The sequence below is a fragment of the Sphingorhabdus rigui genome (assembly GCF_014196595.1).
In the GTDB taxonomy this organism is placed as follows: domain Bacteria; phylum Pseudomonadota; class Alphaproteobacteria; order Sphingomonadales; family Sphingomonadaceae; genus Sphingorhabdus_B; species Sphingorhabdus_B rigui.
The window spans coordinates 12,291-31,054 of record NZ_JACIEA010000002.1 but is presented as its reverse complement, the minus strand read 5'-3'; the positions used below and the strand labels follow the sequence as shown (position 1 = coordinate 31,054).

19 protein-coding genes, 1 tRNA gene and 1 pseudogene are annotated in these 18,764 nt (G+C 53.7%); 12 read left to right on the top strand and 9 right to left on the bottom strand.

The features are described 5' to 3' along the window. The first annotated feature begins 14 nt into the window (after positions 1-14). The 3 genes from GGR91_RS07645 (at position 15) to GGR91_RS07635 (ending at position 3,476) form a co-directional block, all read left to right on the top strand. On the top strand, positions 15-941 hold the full coding sequence (locus tag GGR91_RS07645) for a tyrosine recombinase (protein WP_183941625.1): 927 nt from the start codon (positions 15-17) through the stop codon (positions 939-941). Continuing rightward, positions 938-1,882, top strand: coding sequence for an acetyl-CoA carboxylase carboxyltransferase subunit alpha (locus GGR91_RS07640; protein ID WP_183941624.1), 945 nt, complete (start codon positions 938-940; stop codon positions 1,880-1,882). The genes GGR91_RS07645 and GGR91_RS07640 overlap by 4 nt, the downstream gene beginning before the upstream one ends. A 100-nt stretch (positions 1,883-1,982) precedes the next feature. Further along, positions 1,983-3,476 carry a M48 family metalloprotease gene (locus tag GGR91_RS07635; RefSeq protein WP_183941623.1) on the top strand — a complete coding sequence of 498 codons (1,494 nt, stop codon included), beginning with the start codon at positions 1,983-1,985 and terminating at the stop codon, positions 3,474-3,476. A gap of 65 nt (positions 3,477-3,541) precedes the next feature. Here the strand turns inward: GGR91_RS07635 and GGR91_RS07630 are convergent, their stop codons facing one another. Next, a complete protein-coding gene (locus GGR91_RS07630) occupies positions 3,542-3,709 on the bottom strand; it encodes a Flp family type IVb pilin (RefSeq protein ID WP_183941622.1) in 168 nt (55 codons plus the stop codon). 104 nt (positions 3,710-3,813) lie between these two features. Then, positions 3,814-3,951, bottom strand: a pseudogene (locus GGR91_RS07625) (Flp family type IVb pilin); the annotation flags it as partial. A 127-nt stretch (positions 3,952-4,078) separates the two neighbouring features. Here GGR91_RS07625 and GGR91_RS07620 point away from each other — a divergent pair. Further along, positions 4,079-4,486: a (deoxy)nucleoside triphosphate pyrophosphohydrolase gene (locus GGR91_RS07620; protein WP_183941620.1), complete on the top strand. Its 408-nt coding sequence runs from the start codon at positions 4,079-4,081 to the stop codon at positions 4,484-4,486. 12 nt (positions 4,487-4,498) lie between these two features. On the opposite strand, the gene GGR91_RS07615 is transcribed toward GGR91_RS07620, so the two are convergent. Beyond that, on the bottom strand, positions 4,499-5,359 hold the full coding sequence (locus GGR91_RS07615) for a methyltransferase domain-containing protein (protein ID WP_183941619.1): 861 nt from the start codon (positions 5,357-5,359) through the stop codon (positions 4,499-4,501). Positions 5,360-5,400: 41 nt separating this feature from the next. On the opposite strand from GGR91_RS07615, the gene GGR91_RS07610 reads away from it, so the two are divergent. From GGR91_RS07610 to GGR91_RS07595, 4 genes are all read left to right on the top strand, one after another. Continuing rightward, positions 5,401-6,147, top strand: a complete 747-nt coding sequence (locus tag GGR91_RS07610; RefSeq protein WP_183941618.1) for a ComF family protein — start codon at positions 5,401-5,403, stop codon at positions 6,145-6,147. Positions 6,148-6,195: 48 nt separating this feature from the next. Then, on the top strand, positions 6,196-6,465 hold the full coding sequence (gene grxC, locus GGR91_RS07605) for a glutaredoxin 3 (protein ID WP_183941617.1): 270 nt from the start codon (positions 6,196-6,198) through the stop codon (positions 6,463-6,465). Continuing rightward, positions 6,465-6,956, top strand: a complete 492-nt coding sequence (locus tag GGR91_RS07600) for a DUF1178 family protein (RefSeq protein WP_183941616.1) — start codon at positions 6,465-6,467, stop codon at positions 6,954-6,956. The genes grxC and GGR91_RS07600 overlap by 1 nt, the downstream gene beginning before the upstream one ends. 35 nt (positions 6,957-6,991) lie before the next feature. Next, positions 6,992-7,068 (top strand) — tRNA-Arg (locus tag GGR91_RS07595). Here the strand turns inward: GGR91_RS07595 and GGR91_RS11785 are convergent. The 6 genes from GGR91_RS11785 to GGR91_RS11780 form a co-directional block, all read right to left on the bottom strand. Continuing rightward, positions 7,027-8,688 carry a recombinase family protein gene (locus tag GGR91_RS11785; RefSeq protein WP_183942027.1) on the bottom strand — a complete coding sequence of 554 codons (1,662 nt, stop codon included), beginning with the start codon at positions 8,686-8,688 and terminating at the stop codon, positions 7,027-7,029. The genes GGR91_RS07595 and GGR91_RS11785 overlap by 42 nt on opposite strands. Positions 8,689-8,737: 49 nt before the next feature. Further along, positions 8,738-8,905 (bottom strand): hypothetical protein, encoded by a 168-nt coding sequence (locus GGR91_RS07585; RefSeq protein ID WP_183941615.1) that lies wholly within the window; start codon positions 8,903-8,905, stop codon positions 8,738-8,740. A gap of 49 nt (positions 8,906-8,954) precedes the next feature. Next, positions 8,955-9,836, bottom strand: coding sequence for a hypothetical protein (locus tag GGR91_RS07580; protein ID WP_183941614.1), 882 nt, complete (start codon positions 9,834-9,836; stop codon positions 8,955-8,957). Continuing rightward, positions 9,833-10,555, bottom strand: a complete 723-nt coding sequence (locus tag GGR91_RS07575) for a site-specific integrase (protein WP_221204271.1) — start codon at positions 10,553-10,555, stop codon at positions 9,833-9,835. Before GGR91_RS07575 ends, GGR91_RS07580 begins: the two co-directional genes overlap by 4 nt. 356 nt (positions 10,556-10,911) lie before the next feature. Beyond that, positions 10,912-12,591 carry a site-specific integrase gene (locus tag GGR91_RS07570; protein WP_183941612.1) on the bottom strand — a complete coding sequence of 560 codons (1,680 nt, stop codon included), beginning with the start codon at positions 12,589-12,591 and terminating at the stop codon, positions 10,912-10,914. A gap of 84 nt (positions 12,592-12,675) precedes the next feature. Beyond that, on the bottom strand, positions 12,676-13,014 hold the full coding sequence (locus GGR91_RS11780) for a helix-turn-helix domain-containing protein (RefSeq protein ID WP_183941611.1): 339 nt from the start codon (positions 13,012-13,014) through the stop codon (positions 12,676-12,678). Between the two features lie 297 nt (positions 13,015-13,311). Here GGR91_RS11780 and GGR91_RS07560 point away from each other — a divergent pair, with 297 nt between their 5' ends. From GGR91_RS07560 to GGR91_RS07545, 4 genes are all read left to right on the top strand, one after another. Continuing rightward, positions 13,312-14,562 (top strand): TolC family protein, encoded by a 1,251-nt coding sequence (locus tag GGR91_RS07560; RefSeq protein ID WP_183941610.1) that lies wholly within the window; start codon positions 13,312-13,314, stop codon positions 14,560-14,562. Continuing rightward, on the top strand, positions 14,559-16,664 hold the full coding sequence (locus tag GGR91_RS07555) for an ATP-binding cassette domain-containing protein (protein WP_183941609.1): 2,106 nt from the start codon (positions 14,559-14,561) through the stop codon (positions 16,662-16,664). The genes GGR91_RS07560 and GGR91_RS07555 overlap by 4 nt, the downstream gene beginning before the upstream one ends. Further along, positions 16,657-17,802, top strand: coding sequence for an HlyD family efflux transporter periplasmic adaptor subunit (locus tag GGR91_RS07550; RefSeq protein WP_183941608.1), 1,146 nt, complete (start codon positions 16,657-16,659; stop codon positions 17,800-17,802). Before GGR91_RS07555 ends, GGR91_RS07550 begins: the two co-directional genes overlap by 8 nt. After that, a partial coding sequence (locus GGR91_RS07545) for an Ig-like domain-containing protein (protein ID WP_246337114.1) occupies positions 17,792-18,764 on the top strand: 973 nt, incomplete at its 3' end. The genes GGR91_RS07550 and GGR91_RS07545, both read left to right, overlap by 11 nt.

Here is an 18,764-nt window from a genome sequence, read left to right as displayed (position 1 = left end):
TCTGATCGACGGATATGAGCGGGACGGACCGCGATCTGATAGCGCGCTTCATTGAAATGATGGCGGCTGAGCAGGGCGTTGCTGCAAATACCAGCGCAGCTTATGCGAGCGACTTGCTTGCGGCATCCAGCCTGACCGGCGGAAAGCTCGCACATGCCAATGCAGATAATTTGGTGACGCTTTCAAGCCATTGGCGCGACCTTGCCAACAGTTCAGTCGCGCGCAAATCATCAGTGCTCCGGCGCTTTTTCGGTTTTTTGCATGAGGAGGGTTTTCGCGATGATAATCCGTCCGCCGCTTTGCCCAAGCCGTCGCAGGTGCGCGCGCTACCGAAAATCCTTGATACAAAAGAGGTCGATCTTTTGTTCGCCGCAATCGAGGCGAAGCTTACGCAGCCCGCGCCTGCGTCTACGGACTATCGGCTCTCCGCCTTGATTGAGTTGCTTTACGGGTCCGGTTTGCGTGCGACCGAGCTGGTTGCACTGCCGCGCAGTGCAATCGTGTCGGACAAGCCGTTCATCATCGTCAAGGGCAAGGGCGCGAAGGAACGGATGGTGCCTATTTCCAATCGTGCGCGGCAGGCCGTTGGGACATGGCTTGCGTTCGTACCGGAAAAATCACGCTTTTTGTTTCCGTCGCGCGCCGGGCATATCAGCCGCATAAGGCTGTTTCAGATTATTAAGGCGCTCGCCGCTGAGGCCGGTTTAGATCCCACCAAGGTCAGCCCCCATGTGCTGCGGCATGCCTTTGCAACGCATCTTTTGGCGGGCGGCGCGAACCTACGGGCGCTTCAGGCGATGTTGGGCCATGTCGATATCGCCACCACGCAAATTTACACGCATGTGGACAGCAGCCGTCTGGTGGAATTGGTCAACCGCAGGCACCCGCTGGCAATGCGCGCGTTGACCCGTGGCGCGACAGGCTCTAACCGACAATCATGATGGTATATCTTGAATTCGAAAAACCTGTCGCCGCTTTGGAAGCACGTATTATTGAACTGCAGGATGCTGCGCGCGAAAGTGACGTCGATGTCAGCGCCGAAATTGGTAAGCTGCGCGCCAAAGCGGACAAGCAGCTTAAGGACACATACGCAAACCTGACCGCGTGGCAGAAAACGCAGGTCGCGCGCCATCCTGAACGGCCGCATTTCAAACATTTCATTGCGTCGATTTTTGAAGATTTCATGCCCTTGGCCGGCGACCGCGCATTTGGCGATGATCAGGCCATTATCGGCGGGCTCGCCCGACTCAACGGCCGGCGCGTCATGGTCATTGGCCATGAAAAGGGTGACGACACGCAAAGCCGTCTTCGCCATAATTTCGGTATGGGCAAGCCAGAGGGCTATCGCAAAGCCATAAGGCTGATGGAACTGGCCGACCGGTTTGGTATTCCGGTGGTCAGCCTCGTCGATACATCGGGTGCGTTTCCGGGTATTCAGGCCGAAGAGCGCGGACAGGCCGAAGCCATCGCCCGCTCCACAGAAAAATGCCTCGCGCTTGGCGTGCCGATGATCGCCTGCATCGTAGGTGAGGGCGGTTCGGGCGGCGCGGTCGCACTTGCGGCTGCGGACCGCGTTTTGATGTTTGAATATGCGGTGTATTCCGTCATTTCCCCAGAAGGATGCGCGTCGATCCTATGGCGGACAGGCGACAAGGCAGCGGATGCTGCGCAGGCCATGAAGATGACGGCCGATGATTTGAAAGCACTTCGGATTATCGACCGAATCGTCAAAGAACCGATGGGCGGTGCGCATCGCGACCATGCGCTTGCGGCTGCATCGCTTGCGAAAGCGATTGATGAGGAAATTGCGGCGCTCTCTGCCTTTTCGTCGAAAGAGCTTCTGCAGCAACGCCGTGCAAAGTTCTTAGCGATGGGTGCGTAAGCCTATTTGGTTGTTGCACGGTTTGCAGCGGCACAAGAATTTACGTCGGTGCGCAACATAATGTGATAAATTGGGTTTTCCTGACTTTAGGAGGACATGAATGCGCAATTCGAAAATTATCATGGCTACTGGCGTTGCAATCCTTGGATTGACGGCAATGGTTGGCAGTCCTCCGGCAGATGCGAAAACAAAGCAGCCCGCCGCGCCACGCGCATTCACTGCCCAGGAAAAGGCAGAGGGCGCTAAATATCATACCGAAATTCTGAAAGAATTTGGCGGTCCGATGCAGAGCCCGCAGACGGCCTATGTTGTGCGCGTTGGCAAAAACATTGCGGCGCAATCCGGCCTTGGCAATTCGCAGGATGATTTTAACGTCACCTTGCTGAATTCGTCCGTGAACAACGCTTTCGCGCTTCCGGGCGGCTATGTTTACATCACGCGCCAACTGGTTGCCCTGTGCAATAGCGAGGCAGAGATGGCGGGCGTATTGGGCCATGAAGTCGGACACACCGCCGCGCGCCACAGCCAAAAGCGCCAAAACAACGCCACATTTGCCAACATATTGGGCATAGGCGGTACGATTTTGGGTTCAGTGCTTGGCGATTCCGCTGGATGGCTTGGCGCTGTCGGCGTTGGGCTTAAGCAATATGCGGGTCCGCTGGCACAAGTTTTCAGTCTGAAATATTCACGGGTCCAGGAAGAAGAGGCTGATGACTTCGGCATCCGCTATCTGAGCAAAGCCGGCTATGACCCAAGCGCATTATCATCGATGCTGAACGCGCTGGCATTGCAGACGAGCCTTGATTCACGGGTCGCTGGCCTTGGTGACAATGCGGTGCCCGAATGGGCCAGTACGCACCCTGATCCCGCACGGCGTGTTGCACGTGCAGGCACGCGGTCAAAATCCTATCCGGCCAGCAATGTGCGCAACGCTGACGCCCACTTCGCCGCGATTGACGGCATGCTCTATGGCGACGACCCCGTTCAGGGGGTTGTGGAGGGGCTGGCATTTATTCATCCGCAATTAAAAATGCGGTTCACCGCGCCAACCGGTTTTGGCATTCAAAACGGAAATGAATCCGTCTCCATAAACGGCAACACAGGCAAGGCGCTGTTCACATCCGCAGCGTTCGACGGCAATCGTGATGCGTATATCAGCAATGCGTTTAAATCTGTTGCCGGCAAAAACATGGCCATTCCAGTCCGCGACATCCGCAGGACAACGGTTAATGGCATTCCGGCATTTTTCGCCAGCAGCGTCGTCAATACGCAGCAGGGGCAGCGCGCCGTGTCTGTCTTTGCCTATGAATGGTCGCCCGGAATCGCATTTCATTTTGTGACCATTACCGCCGCCAATGCGCGCCCGTTTGACGGCATGTTTGAAAGCATGTCTCGATTGAGCAATGCGCAAGCAGCCGAGGTGAAGCCGCGCACATTACGCGTGGTGACGGTGGGGCGCACAGACACTGTAGCGTCGCTGGCAACGCGCATGGCGTACCCTTCGCTGCAAACCGAACGATTTCTTGCGTTGAATGGACTGACCTTCAATGCAGCGTTGCGTCCGGGGCAGAAGGTGAAGATCGTCACATATTAAATAAAAAGGGCGGAAACCGCGAAGTTCCCGCCCTTCTGTAAATGTTTAGGCTTGGTGCCTGAATATTAAGAGAGGTTTAGCTTTTTGCCGACGTTGTTAAATTGGTTGTTCAGGGCGGTACCGAGGTTGCCCATTCCAACCATTGCAGCAACAGCAACCAAAGCCGCGATCAGCCCATATTCAATTGCAGTCGCGCCGTTTTCGTTCTTGAAGATTTTTTTGATAATTTTCATTTTCGGTCTCCTATTATTTGTTCATTCACCCGGGCGGTTTTTAAAATATTAACCGTCACTAATTTGATAGATCATCACCATTTACCAATTCGTTAATGCGAACATTAACTCGACATCGCAGATACTTCGTCGGAAACTTTATTCCACATAGCCTGTGTTCCGTTCCCAAGGTTTCCGAGCGAAGCAAGGATCACGATAACGATTAGCGACACTATCAAACCATACTCTACTGCCGTCGCGCCTTTGGTCGCATTTGTGAATGCGTTGAATGAGTTCCAACATTTTTATTGGTCCCCCTTCGATCCTTGGTTGCGAGCACCATGAAATTCCCACACAAGTGTTAACAAAAGCTTTCAACATGATGAGATTATGGAAAAAAAACCGACAACATTATTCGTGGTTGCCGCGGCATTAACCAATGAGAGTGGCGCGATTCTGCTGCAAAAGCGTCCGGACCATGCCTCTATGGGTGGCCTGTGGGAGTTCCCGGGCGGCAAGGTCGAAGCGGGTGAAACGCCCGAAGTCGCCCTTGCGCGAGAGCTGTTTGAAGAGCTTGGGATCTCCGTAAACCTCCAAGACCTTATACCTGAAACTTTTGCAAGCGAGCCGTTGGGGGAGCGACATTTGCTGCTGTTATTGTACAGATGCGTGACATGGGAAGGCACGCCCACGCCACATTTTGCGTCTGAAATTGCATGGGTGCATCCAAACGACATGGCTGCGTTGCCGATGCCGCCTGCTGATTACCCGCTCGTTGAACGGCTTAAACGCATTTAATAGGTCCTGACCCTAGTCTTCGGGATTTTTGGACAATATGTCCGCAAGCGAAACTTGCGCGCTTCCCCTTTTGGCTGGGCGGGGTTGGTTTTCAGACGGCGCCCAACCGCTCAGGAACAGATGCGTGAAATATTCAGGGACTTTGCCATGGGCGTCTGCGCGTGCGGCGAAAATCCGGTCCAGCCGATTGATCGCGTTCTTGCCGAGATATGCGCGCGGTCCGGCCAAAGCATTGCCTATGCCGGCATCGCGTATGTCGGACACTATGCCGCGCCAGTCGCTGTAACGCACCTCAGTCACATCCTGATCCGCAACGGGCAAGGCAAACCCGGCGCGCACGATCAAATCGGCCGCGCTGCGCAAGTCAATTTGCGGGTGCATATGTGGCCTAACCTGATCGGCGTCGGATTCCAGAAACATCGACTTCAATGTGGCCAGCGTCCCTGCGCCAAACATATGGCCCAGAAACAATCCGTCCGGTTTGAGTATCCGTCGGATTTGGATAAGCGCGCCGGGCAGATCGTTGACGCTGTCCAACGTGCCAGCGGAGATAACGAGATCGAACGATGCAGGGGGAAAGGGCAGGCGGCCCTCTTCAAATCCGCTTTGAGTGTCTTCAGCTCCGCCTACTGATATCAACGGCATATGCGTGCAACGCATGTCCGCAGGCAGAATGTCCTTTTGCCAGTTCGCAATCGGTCCAATGATCAACGCATGTTCGAACACGCGCGTCACAAAGCTCAGTCGTTCGCCAAGATCCTGCGCAATATGGTGCCACAGAAATTGATCGCCCTGACGCCGTGATGCACGTTCACGCAGCGCGCGGCGACGCTGGCGGTCAAATATTTCAGGCGGGTTGGTCTCGCTGCTCATTTCGGCCTTGTGCAGACACTGGCTTTATCCGACAAGTCTTCATGGCCATCACCCGCCACATTTTCCGTGCTGCGCTCAATTGGGCGCTGCCCGAACGCTGCCCATGTTGTGGCACGATAACGCCCGCTGGCGGTCCATTTTGCGCCGATTGCTGGCAACAGTTGCAGTTTCTTGCCCCGCCATGGTGCCATGGCTGCGCAATGCCGTTTGAATATGACCGTGGTGCACAGAGCTATTGCGCAGCATGCCTGGCCAAACCGCCCAAACATGACGGCATTCGCGCTGCGGTAAAATATGACGACCTGTCTGCAAAAGTCGCACTCCGGCTAAAATATAGCGGAAAGATCGGATTGGCCCGCGTGATTGCGCAGCAGCTGGTCCGCCATTTGCCCGAGCAGCGCGATAACATCATCATTACGCCTGTTCCTTTGCATTGGACGCGCATGTGGTCGCGTAGTTTCAACCAGTCCGCGTTGATCGGCCGCGCGCTCTCTGCGCAAAGCGGAATCGCTTTTGTCCCTGACATACTCGTCCGCCACAAACGCACACCGAGCATGCGTGGCCTAAATGCCAAGGGCCGCCGTAAAGCCGTTGGACAGGCATTTTCCGTGCATCCCAAATGGCAAAGCCGATTAAAGGGCAGCCATATCATTCTGATCGACGATGTCCTGACCACCGGTGCGACGAGCGACGGTTGCATATCGGTTTTGAAACGAAGCGGTGCGTCGTGGATTCAGCTGTTCTGCTGGGCACGTGCGCTGCGCGGAGAGAGCGCAGGCCAAAACTAACTGCTCTCGATGCTTGACTTGATGGCGGCTGGACACCATTTCAGTTTTATGACCGCAAATGTTGAAATCTACACCAAATTCGCATGCCCTTATTGCGTCCGTGCCAAGCAATTGCTCGACAGCAAGGGCGTCCCATATACCGAATATGACATAAGCATGGGTGGCGCAAAGCGTGACGAAATGCTGGTGCGCGTGCCCGGTGCGCGGACCGTGCCGCAAATCCTGATCAATGATACACCAATAGGTGGCTCTGATGATTTGCGCGCCTTGGAAAATCAAGGGAAGCTCGACGCATTGCTAGGGCCGCGTGGGGCATAATGATCGCGTTTGACCTGAATTGCAGCAACGGACATCGTTTCGAAGGCTGGTTTGCGTCATCCGAAGATTATTCCAAGCAGCAAACGTCCGGGTTGCTGGCCTGTCCGGTGTGTAATGACATGGCGGTGCAAAAGGCGCTGTCCGTTCCGCATGTGCCCAAAAAGGGGAATCAACGCAGCGTGCCGGTTCCTATCGCGGATGTAGCAGCGCCAACCGCCGCCGCAGCTGAGCCTGTAAAAACCGACGCGCTGCCGCCTGCGGTTGTGGAGTTCGTTCAAAAGCTTGCGGTTGCGCAAACCGAGATGCTGAAACAATCGCAATGGGTCGGCGGCCAGTTTGCCGAAACCGCCCGCGCCATCCATTATGGTGAAGAAGCAGATCGTATCATCCATGGCGAAACAAGCGCCGACGAAGCCAAGGCACTGATGGAGGAAGGCGTTCAGGTTGCACCACTCCTTTTTCCAGTCGTGCCGCCTTCGGCTAAAAATTGACCACCCGATAGCACGCAGCTATGGCTTGGGACGCAGCACCCATAGCTCAGCAGGATAGAGCATCAGATTCCTAATCTGGGGGCCACTGGTTCGAATCCAGTTGGGTGCACCATTTACGTACCAAACCACTAACAGGGATTTTCCCCGTTAGTGTGGTACCGACAGCCTTCTCTAAGCTGGCCTTTTCTCCGATAATGCGGATATTTTCATCACCCACTTCGATGCGGGATATGACAGCGCGCAGGTAAGCTTTGCGGGCGTGGATATCGCCTGTGTCGAGTTTGTCGCGCATTAGGTCCGAGAACGCGGCCAGACGTGCAGGTGTAATCTCGGTTCGGCTCGCTGCCGTATCGGTGATCCTCTCGATTGCTGTTTCGGCCAGATCCCGCTCTTGCTTGATGGCTTGGATGCGGTCCTTGAGGTCTGCATCAAGTTCCACCACGCCATCTTCGATGGCACGGTAAAGCCGAGCTAGCCTGTCCTTTGCTTTGTCGCGCTGGGCTTCAAGGGCACAGCGCCGCTCTGCAACCTCGGTTTGACGCGAGGTGCGCCGCTCCACAAGCTTACACAGGATATCTTCGAGGCGTTCAGGCGCGAGGAGCTGTTCCTTGACGTTGGTGAGGATGAGGTCGTCAAGCTTGGCCAGCGGGATATGCCGCCCCTTGCAGACCGAAGGCCCCTTTTGATGACAGCCTGCACAAGTGTAATAGCTGTAGGAGCGATTACCTCGCTTTGTACCGGTGCGGGTCATCCACGATCCACAGGTGGCGCAAACAGCAAGACCAGTGAGCAGGATCGGACCGTTCACCACGCGGGGTGCTGTGACCTTGGGATTGTTGCGGGTAAGCTTGGCCTGCACCGCCTCGAACAGCGGTAAGGGTAGGATTGTAGGCACGGGGATCTCCACGACGCTTTCGGGGTCATTAAGTTCTTGGGTCCGACCATTGCGAACGCCGTAGCGGCAGATGCCCAAAGCGTAGGTCCGGTTTGTTAGGATGTTATGGATAGGGCCAACGCCGAACGCTGCACCTTTGCGGGTACGATAGCCTTTGGCATTGAGCCACTTGGTGGTATCCTTAACCCCAAGCGGGGGAGCGCCATCGATGCCATACGCATAGAGGGTGAAGATCAGGCGCACGAGTTCTGCTTCCACAGGATCGACCGCCAGCTTCTTCTTGATCTTGGATCCGCGCTTCTCAGCCTCGACAATGCAGTAGCCGAGCGGAGCGGTAGCACCGTTCCAAAATCCCTGCTTGGCCGACTCGCGCATCGAGCGGCTCACATTCTTGCCGTTCTCGCGGGAGGTGTACTCATCGAAGATACCAATGATCTGGCGCATCAGCAGCTGGCTCGGATCATCGCCGGTGGGCTGGCTCATTGAGATGACCTCGACGCCTTGCTTGCGTAACTTACGAATGGTGAGCTCCATCTCAGCACCATTGCGGTAAAAGCGCGAGAAGGCGTGAACACAGATCACATCGAACCTGCGATCAGGACGCGATGCTTCCTCTAGCATGCGCCGGAATACCGGGCGGCGGTCATCGGTGGCCGAAGCGCCGGGTTCCACAAATTCACAGGTGAGTTCCCAGCCTTGGGCTTCGCAAAACCGCTGCGTGACATCGCGCTGCGAAGGGATCGAGACATCGCCTTCTGCTTGACGTCCGGTGCTGACCCGCAGGTAAAGCGCAACGCGTTTGGGCTGGGTAATGGTCGGGGTGGCTGCAAATGCCATGTTGGCCTCTCAGTTACGGCTTTGGCCAGCCGCAATGGAGGCTGGTGGGTTATTGGAGTAGTTCGCGCAAATCAGCGCCCAAAAGCTGCTCAAGCGCATCGAGTTCGGCAGCAGAAATTGGGAAGTCGGATCCAAAATCGACCAACTCGACACACAAGTCATCGACCAACTGTCGTTGGCTTTCAGCTTCATTATGCGGGTTGGCTTTCCGTGGCATGCGCAATGCCTGCCAGAGTTACTGACCACTGAGATCCGCATAAGGGGCACTATTCTGTCGCCGGTTTTGCGGGCGTCAGCAGCGGCTCGGGATCATCGAGTTTTTCCGCATTCCAACGTTCAAGCATCTCTTGGTCAAAGGGCTGCAATTTTGGTAGGTTTAACCACGCAAAGTCTTTTTCGTGCTTACCCAGGATATGGTCACAAGCATCCCCAATTCCGTCATCAGCTATACCGTAATATCCGCTAACGTCAGAACAAAGTTTGATTAAATCACCCCTAGTATATCCTTCGCCCAATATCTCGCGCGCATCTCGAATAAGGTAGATTAGTAATATCTGGCGTAAGGGCTCGGGTGGCCGTCCATACTTCCCATAACTTGCAAGCTGTAACCATAAGTCGAACGGGTACCGTAGCCGTTTGAACAGGAACACCAGCATCTCAGCGCTGTGGTCTTGCACTGGATTTTGTTCGAACCTACCACTTTGATGGCCTCCAGCTTCAGCTGTTTGTGACGCCCTTTGTTCTAGTTCATCCGCACGAATGCTGCGAAGCTTCTCGTATTCTTTGGATGTAATGTCCTCGCCGAATGCTTCCTCAATCATGCTCGGTCCGAATAAGCCTTCCCAATACACCCTACCTTCAAATGATTTCATCACCTGTTGAGAATTGTTTTCCGAGAACAGCCTTATCAGGTCGCCCATTAACTTCGATGCGCGCTTGGCTTTTTGCCGGACCTCTTTGCGCTGTTCGGCTGAAATCGAATCTCGTCGGAATGCGGAGTAATGGTCTACTGCTTCGGAAAGGGTAGACCGAAGTTGGGCCATAGCTGTTTTGCTGAGCTTAAAGTCGATTCTTATAAATTTGAATTCCTCCTCGCTCGGCCCCTCTATTGGCTGGAATTGCTGACTGTTATTTTCGCTATCCATCATCCTTCTCCTCTAAGTGCGGTAATTGTTTTAACAAAACTACCATGCCCCTCTTGGGCCTTGGCTTGACGGTAGTATTTCTCGGTGGTTTGGAAGCTGCGGTGGCCGAGCAGCGGCGCTGCCATCCGGACATACTCAGGCGCCTCGGTCGCCAGTGTTGAGGCTGCAGCATCGCGGAACATGTGTGGCGAGCAGTGCTCCCCGAACCGTTCGCCTGTGTGCCGGCATATACGGCTGTAAAGGCCATCCTGCGTCATCGGCGAGCCGTGGTTCGATATCCAAAGCGCATTGCCTGTTGGTTTCCGCCAGCGGCCTGTGCAGGCCACCAGCATTGGGCGATAGAAGTCGAGGTAGCGCTGCAGGTATGGCTCAAGGGCCGGCGGCAGTATCGTCTCGAACCATGCATGGGTTTTGGTTTGCTCAGGGGTGAGTTGGATAAACCACTGACCCTGCCGCCGCACGATGCTGCTGCCGATTTCAAGGGCGGTGAAGTTCTTGCGCCGGATGGGGACATAGGCAAGCAAGGCGATCATGAGCCCGTCGCGATATTGCACGGCATCCGATATGCTGTCGTCACTTTGGGCGGCGTGCATGAGGTCATAGCCGAGCTGCGCCAATTCATCGGTCATCAATATGCGGCTTTTCTCGCGGGCGGGCTTGTGACGCGCGCGGATGCGGCTTGCGAGACGGTTGATAAATGACCAGTCGCGCTCAGACGCCAACAGTGAAGCCATACTACCCACATCCTGCAGGCGGCACATAATGGTCTGTGTGCTGTTACCAATGTCGGTAAGGTGGTTGATGTACGACTTTACCCGCTGTGGGCTAATACGTTCGGCAGGTGCCTCCTGTAGGCAGTCAGGCTCATGTATTTTGCAGTATGTTAAGAACCGTCCATATCCACGCTCGACTTTGTAATTGGAAGCAACGGACAGATGCGCCAATGCCCCGAGGTGATCGTCAAGAATGGTCCCTGGGGTCAGCGCATTTTGCCAGACAGTGCGGTCAGCCTCTGGCCAAAGCGCAAGTGGCATGCACCGCCGCTCAGGCGTCTTGTTCGGACCATAACGACCGCCGCTCATTTGCCAGCCCTCCGCTTCTTGGGTTTCGACGCATGCTGCGCCCGCAGCGTATCAACCACATCATTGAACATGGCGCTTGCCTGCTTGGCTTCGGCCCCAGAGTAGAAGCTTGTGGTCGTATCCAACCGTTTGTGCCCCAAGACCTGCCGCACCACTTCATAATTGCCCGGTTGCTGGTCGAGGAACACCTTTCCGGCAAAATGCCGGAAGAGGTGAACGTTGAACGTAAGGCCGGTAAACTCAAAGACGATCTTTTTAATTTGTAGGCCAAGCGTATGGGTAGACTTGTGCTTGCCATTACGCCCAGGGAACAAGGCATCAGTTGGTTCACGGACCAGATATGGCCGATACTCGGCCATGTACCAACGCAGGATCTCCAAGGCATAAGGCGGGATGTTAAAATCCACCGGATGCCTGTTTTTGGTCTCGCTTTCGCTAATGACCAGATGGACCTCTTTACGTTGCGGTTTCAGGTGCCGATGGATGTCGATGGCGCAAAGATTGGCATTGCGGATAGGCGTTGCCAGTAACAACGCGATTGCGGCTGCCACCTGCGCCAAGACCGCCTTTTGTAATGGCGCCCGCTTGTCGTGCTCCACATGCTGCCGGATGGTGTCCGGCAGGCATAAAAACAGCCTTACATGCTCAGGATCATCAAATGGGCGAAGCCGCTCACGGTTCTTGGCCGTAAGCCCGCCTGTCTGCACAGATACCCTTTTGCATAGAGCACTCATCTTCCGGTCATGCTCCTCATCTACCTTGACGTAGTGGCGGGCAACATTGCGCAGGCACGATGCGATTTGCACGACCCCTGCAGACGTTTTTCCGCCAGCCCTCTCCATGTGAAAGTGTAAAATCAGCTTGAAGTTATCGACCTCGACCAGACGGGCAATGCCGGTAATGGTCGCAGGGTCAACGCCGGACCGGGCAAGGACCGATGCTGCGGTCCGTAACTGGCGGGTGCGGGTTTTAATGGTCGTAGGCCGTGAAGGACGCACAGGGCCATCATCGTCCAAGTTTATATTACGCATGCGATCAGCATAAGCGTTTACGTCCGCCTCGAACGACGGTGGGAAGAATGCGAATGGATAGACATAGATCTCGCGCTTCTCATCGCGCGGGATTGTGATTTGCGGCCACGTGTCTGGAAATTGATCCACCGCCCGGTTCCACCCCCACAAAAAATGGTCCCATGCCTGCTCGGCATTTGCACGCATGCGATCGTTCAAGATAGTATCGCGGTAGCTATGCAGGTCACTCAATGACACGCCATTAACATCTACACCAAGGCCACTGAGATACCGTGCGCCTGATGAAACTTTCCGTTTAAGCGACGCCGGCAGCTTCTCCAGAAGCGCAGCCCATTGCGGCAGCAGTGGTGTTGTGTTGCGGCTTGGATAGCTTTTGCCCACAAGACCCACAGCACGCGCCACGCCGGTTTTCACATTTCCCCAGCGGCCCTTGGAATATCCAAGCGCAATATACGAGATGCTTTCCAATTTACGTCGGATATATATATTACTTGCAGGCACTTCGCCGGGCTGCAGACCCAGCGCTTTGCAGAAGGTCATCACGGCGCTGCGCGTATCGCGCTTCTGGATGTCGGTCAGCGGCGCATCCGCCAGCGCAACAAGGGCGTCTGCAAGGGTCGGTTTATGTTGGTCGTTATGGGTCATCTAAACCTCGTGGGGACTGGAGCGGACATAAGGTGATATTCGTGGGTACATATACTACATTTTCAACCCTGTATGGGGCTATGCTTATTCACGACAATTATCCAAAACGTCGGAAATACTCGGCTTTCCATCAAGCATGTCGAGCAGGTCTGATTGTCGGATACGTACGGCGCGTCCGATGCGTGAAGCGGGCAATTGGCTCTTGCGAATAAGGCGTGACACCGTGCGGTCAGAGACGCGCAGATATCGCGCAGCCTCTGCTCTGGTCAGTAGGTCGTTTGTAATGACCACCGCGTCGTGCGGCGTTGTCGCATGAGCTTCGGGCTCAGGCTCTGCATACACCCACGCGGGTAGGTCCACGCGACTAATGGGTGTCGAAGCAGCGGGAGTATGCGATGGCTTTTTGGTGCTTTTCGAAATCATGCACCTGCATCGCAGATGCCGACTAAAGGGTCACAGGCATAACCTACCGATTTTTAGAGGAGGTTGTGCCGCAGACTTCGTCGCGAAAAAATTAGCTAATTTCCTGCCTTTTCAGGCATTACAGCTCCTTTGTCTGGGGCTACATGTCCGAAGCCAACGTTGAGAATCTAAACAATTTACAAATAGGTTAAACAGGATATGGGTGTTCGTTAAATCATTTTACATCAAGATCGATTATGACCTTGTTGAGAAACAACGCGTCGTTTTAAGAAATTATTATAAAACATGAATTTAAAGATGTTATTTACCCTTACTTTGGTTGCACTATCCTCTCCGTTAGCAGCAAAGTCCGGCCCTGTTGCTCAAGCTGCCGGCGAGATGTCATCAGCGGATGTTCATTCCTTAGTGAATCGAGCGGTTAAGACCCATCCATCGGTTGCCGCTGCTGAGGCATCTGTTCGTGCTGCAGGTGCGGATACGCGTTCCGCAAAATGGCAACAGTTTCCGAGCTTTTCTGTTGAAGGTCTTTTCCTGAATCAACGATCGAATAAGTTGCAACCCCAAGTAATTGCTGAGCAACCACTTTGGTCCGGAGGGCGCCTATCAGGAACAATTAAGCGAGCAAAAATTCGGGAAAATGCGGCATTGGCGGCATATGATGAGGCAGTGTTGGCTATTGCTTCATCTACATCACAGGCCTTCTATGAAGTGCATCGGTGGCGTGAACGAAACGCGTTGCTATCAGTTAGCCTAGAGCAACATAACCGGATGGTCGCCACTATGGAGCGGCGTGTTGCTCAGGAAGTAAGTCCGCTTTCTGACCTCGAGCTTGCACGCACTCGTGCGCTGCAAGTTGAACAGCAGCTTTTTCAAGGAAAAGCACAAGAGCGCTCTGCGTTAAACGTCTTGCGAGAGTTAGTCGGAGACCCGCTGCTAGATTTAATTGGATCGGCACCCGACGTACAAACATGGCCTAGTCTTGACGACGCCTATGTAATAGATGAATCTTTGAACTTTAGCCCTAATTTAAAACGGTTAAAGTTTGAAGCGCAGGCGTTAGGTGCGGAAGCACAGATAACACGCGCTTCGATCCTGCCGCAGCTGAGCAGCCAATATAGCTACAGTGATACATTTGGTCACAGAGTAGGTATCGTTCTTAAAGCAAAAACGGACGGCGGCCTTTCAAGATTTGCAGCGGCAGACGCTGCTCGTCAGCGGGTTGAGGCCGGTGAACTTCAAATCGTCGCCGGAGAGAGACGGCTGCGTGAGCAGTTGTTTGCGCTGCTTCGTGAATATGAATCTGCCACGTCACGTCTTTCAGGAAGCGTAACGGCATCTGATGCGGCCCAGCGGATCACGGAATCTTATTTGCGACAATTCACAAGTGGCCGAAGAACCTGGCTCGATGTGATGAACGCAGTGCGAGAGGAAACTGCGGCCAAAACGGATGCCGTTGAGGCCCGTATCGCAGGTATATCCTCGCTGGCGAGACTTCTCCTTCTTTCAGGTCAGTGGGCATCCGATCCTACTAGCGATGCAAACTCATGACATTTCGTTTTGTTGACCTTATCGCAGCCTATGCGCAGCGTAACAAAGTTGCCCTTGATCCTAATTGGATGGGAACGGAAAGCATCAACCTTACCGTTGACGATAGCGCGGCCTTAGCCTCGTTGTGCGAAGAGCTTGGTTGGAAGTGCGCTGCCAATTCTGCCAGACCACGGGCGCACCATTTTCCGCTTCTCGCCTTTGTTTCTGAATATGGTTGGACGATAGCCGAGAGCTGGACAAATGAGGCGCAGATACGCCTTATAACGACGAAAGGCGTGGTCGAAGTCGACTGGACGAATTCCATCACTTTTTGGACTGTGGATTTCCCAAAGCTCGCAAAAATTGAGGGAACAGAGCGCGCAATAAACATTTTTTGGTCTGCGATTTTAAAACGAAAAACGATCATCGTTGACGCTACAATCGCAACCATTGTCATCAATCTGATAGCACTTGTAACTTCGATATACTCAATGCAGGTTTACGATAGGGTTATACCCCGTGCCGGCTATTCCACGCTGTTAGTTTTAACGGCAGGCATGGTTTTTGCGCTGATCGTCGATATGGTCATTCGCAACACGCGCGCCATGATGATTGACCGTGAGGCTGGCAATATTGACAGCGAAATATCCGAGTTTTTCTATGCGCGAATGCAGTCAGTAAGGCTTGATGCTCGGCCCGCATCGGTGGGAACCATGGCGGCGCAGCTTCGTGGGACAGACCAAGTTCGTTCGCTCATGTCTTCGGCTAGCCTGTTCGTAATTGCCGATTTGCCTTTCGCCTTTTTGTTTATGGTTGTGATGGCTTGGTTGGGTGGGATTGTTGCTATTGTCCCCCTAATAGCATTTCCATTGGCGCTTGGCCTAGCCGCGATGATGGCTCGGTTCATCCGTGAGGACACGGCGGCGGCTCAGGTTACCGGCAATCGCAAAAATGGACAGCTGGTCGAGGCCTTGGATGCCGCTGAGACCATCAAGGCTAACTCTGGTGGGTGGCACATGCTTGCCAACTGGAACCGGTTAAATGACGAAGTGCATGGTCACGATATTCAAGTGAAGCGTTGGTCGACGCTTTCGGGGTCGGGCTTTTCGCTGATACAGCAGCTCTCCTATGTAGGTGTTGTCTGCGTTGGGGCTTTCCAGGTTGCGAGCGGTAACATGACCATGGGTGCTGTAATTGCGTGCTCCATCCTTAGCGGAAGGGTAAATGGTCCCCTTATTGCATCACTTCCTACACTTATCGTTCAGTGGGGTTATGCTCGCTCATCACTTACCGCTCTAGACGGCATCTTGACAATGCCAAGTGACCAGCCAACCGATTTTACAACGGTCCGCCAGACGGAAATTCGAGGCAGCCTTAAATTTGAGAATGTTAAGTTTGCACACCAAGGAAGTCGGCATGGATTAAATTTACCAACCCTTAAAATTACGCCAGGCGAGCGTATTGGTATTATTGGACCAGTAGGTTCGGGTAAATCAACGCTCCTGAAGCTAATGGCTGGCCTATATGCGTCAAACGAAGGACATGTATTGCTCGATGGTGTAGATGTTCGGCAGATTGCCGAAGAAGACTTACGAAGCCAGGTTTGTTATTTCCCGCAGCATTACCGCCTGATAACGGGCTCGCTTCGAAGTAACCTGAACTTAGGGCTGGCCGCGCAGGATGATGATATCCTGCTCCAGGCGGCCTCCAAAACCGGACTGGCTGAACTTGTCAAAAATCACCCTATGGGTCTCGACCTACCTATTTCTGAGGGCGGCAATGGACTTTCAGGAGGACAGCGTGTTCAAGTTGGGCTGACACGCCTAATTCTTGCAAAACCAAAGCTTCTACTCTTGGATGAGCCAACTGCAAACCTTGACCAAGAGAGCGAAGCACGCATTCTTTCGGCTATCCTCGAAGCCATCGGGCCTCAATGTACACTAGTTTTTGTCACTCACAAGCTACCGCTAGTCAGTCTGGTCAATCGCCTAATTGTTGTCACAAATGGCCAAATTTCCTTGGATGGTCCAACCAATGCTGTGTTGGAAAGATTGAGGCCAAAGACCGAAAAAACCACCAATACTGGGCAGCGTATCATTGTCAGAGAGCAAAATCATGTTTAATCTAAGCTCTTCCCGCAGCATAATTTCGCTCACAGCGCTTGCAATAATTGGCTTTATAGCGTGGGCCAGTGTAGCCGAAATAGATCAGGTAAGCCGTGCTACAGGGCAGGTTATCCCATCGGGCCGTGTGCAAATAGTCCAGAGCACGGATGGCGGGGTCATCGAAACTATCGGCGTTAAAGAAGGTGACCGCGTTGCGAAGGGACAGATCCTTGTCACGCTCGATCGCATCCGGCTTAGCGCAGCAGTTGACGAAAGTAGAGCTAAAGTAGCGTCATTGAAGACCGCGAGGGCGCGAATGGAGGCAGAGCTTTTTGATAAGCCGCTTGTATTTACAGATGATGTCAAAGCTTTTCCACTGTTCATGGCCAATCAGCGGCAGTTACTTGCTAAGAGACGGGCTGCTCAAACACAGGACATCGCCGCTCTAAACCGCATGCTATTGTTGGTTCGTCGAGAGTTGGCCATGAACCAGCCCCTTCTCGAATATGGTGACGTAAGTCGATCTGAAGTGCTGCGTTTGGAACGATCTGTAGCTGATATTGAGGGGCAAATCGCAAATCGGCAGAATAAGTACCTTCAAGATCTTCAGGCGGAATATGCCAAAGTGGACGATGAGCTGGTGACTGCGGAGCAGGCGCTAAAACAACGTGAAGTCGCCCTGCAGGATACCATTTTGGAAGCCCCGACGGATGGCATAGTCAAAAATGTCCGCCTCACCACCATTGGCGGGGTTTTGCGGCCGTCCGATGAGGTTTTACAAATCGTTCCGACTGGCGAAGAATTAATAGTGGAAGCAAAAGTGTCCCCATCGGATATTGCGTTTGTGCGTATTGGGCAATCCGCGTCTATCAAATTCGACACTTATGATGCCTCTATCTTTGGCCCGGCAGATGGGCGAGTGATCTACATCAGCCCAGACACCATCGCCGAGCAGAAGTCGAACGGCGAGCAACTTTATTACCGTGTCCATGTCAGAGTGGATACGAAAAATATGCGTCCGCGTGCCGGCGAGAAAATTGAAATCCAGCCCGGGATGACTTCTACAATTGAAATTCTAACGGGAAGTAACACGGTACTTAAGTACCTACTCAAGCCAATTATCAAAACTGTAGACCAGTCCTTTGATGAACGCTGAGCCGACTAAATACACCGAGAAGGAAGCTTGTATGTCTAAAGTTATTCGATTGACGTCTAAAAACGGCCTGGTCAAGGAAGTGCCTTTTGGCGCTAAGGCTAAACTGGAAGGCCAATTTCACGGCGCCAAAATCGAGGTGATAGATACCAAAACTGGCCTTAAGGTTGCTAAGGCTAAGGTCCGAATTGACGGCGATGACGTCGTAGTATCTTTCATTGATAATGGGCAAGAGCGGGAAGCGCGGCTTGAAGGGGCTGCGGACGGCGCGGTAATTGATGATAATTCAGTAAACGCCCAGTCAGATACGGTAGCTGCTCGATCTAAAAATCAGGATAGAGACACACAATCTGCTGATGAAAGCGATTTCCGTAACAGCGTTCATATTGGAGCAATTCCCCTCGGCATGGCTGCAGTGGGCGCCCTAGGAATGTTCGCCATTGCCAGCGGAGGCAAGGCTAAGCCAGACACAACCCCGCCTACTGCACCTTCGGGCCTTGATCTTGCCGCTGCCGATGACAGCGGTTCGAACAACGCTGACGATGTCACCAACCAGACGTCTGCGCTCACAATCACAGGTCAGGCGGAAGCTAATGCACGCGTTGAGTTGTTCGACGGCACGACCTCGCTTGGCACCACAACTGCTAATGCATCTGGTGCGTTCAGTCTTGATGTGACGCTGGCTGCTGGCGCTCGCTCAATCACCGCCAAGGCAACTGACGCTGCAGGCAATGTCGGAGTAGCTTCTGCTGCACTGGTAGTGACGGTCGACACAACGCCGCCTGCTGCACCGACGGGCCTTGATCTTGCCGCTGCCGATGACAGCGGTTCGAACAACGCCGACGATGTCACCAACCAGACGTCTGCGCTCACAATCACAGGTCAGGCGGAAGCTAATGCACGCGTTGAGTTGTTCGACGGCACGACCTCGCTTGGCACCACAACTGCTAATGCATCTGGTGCGT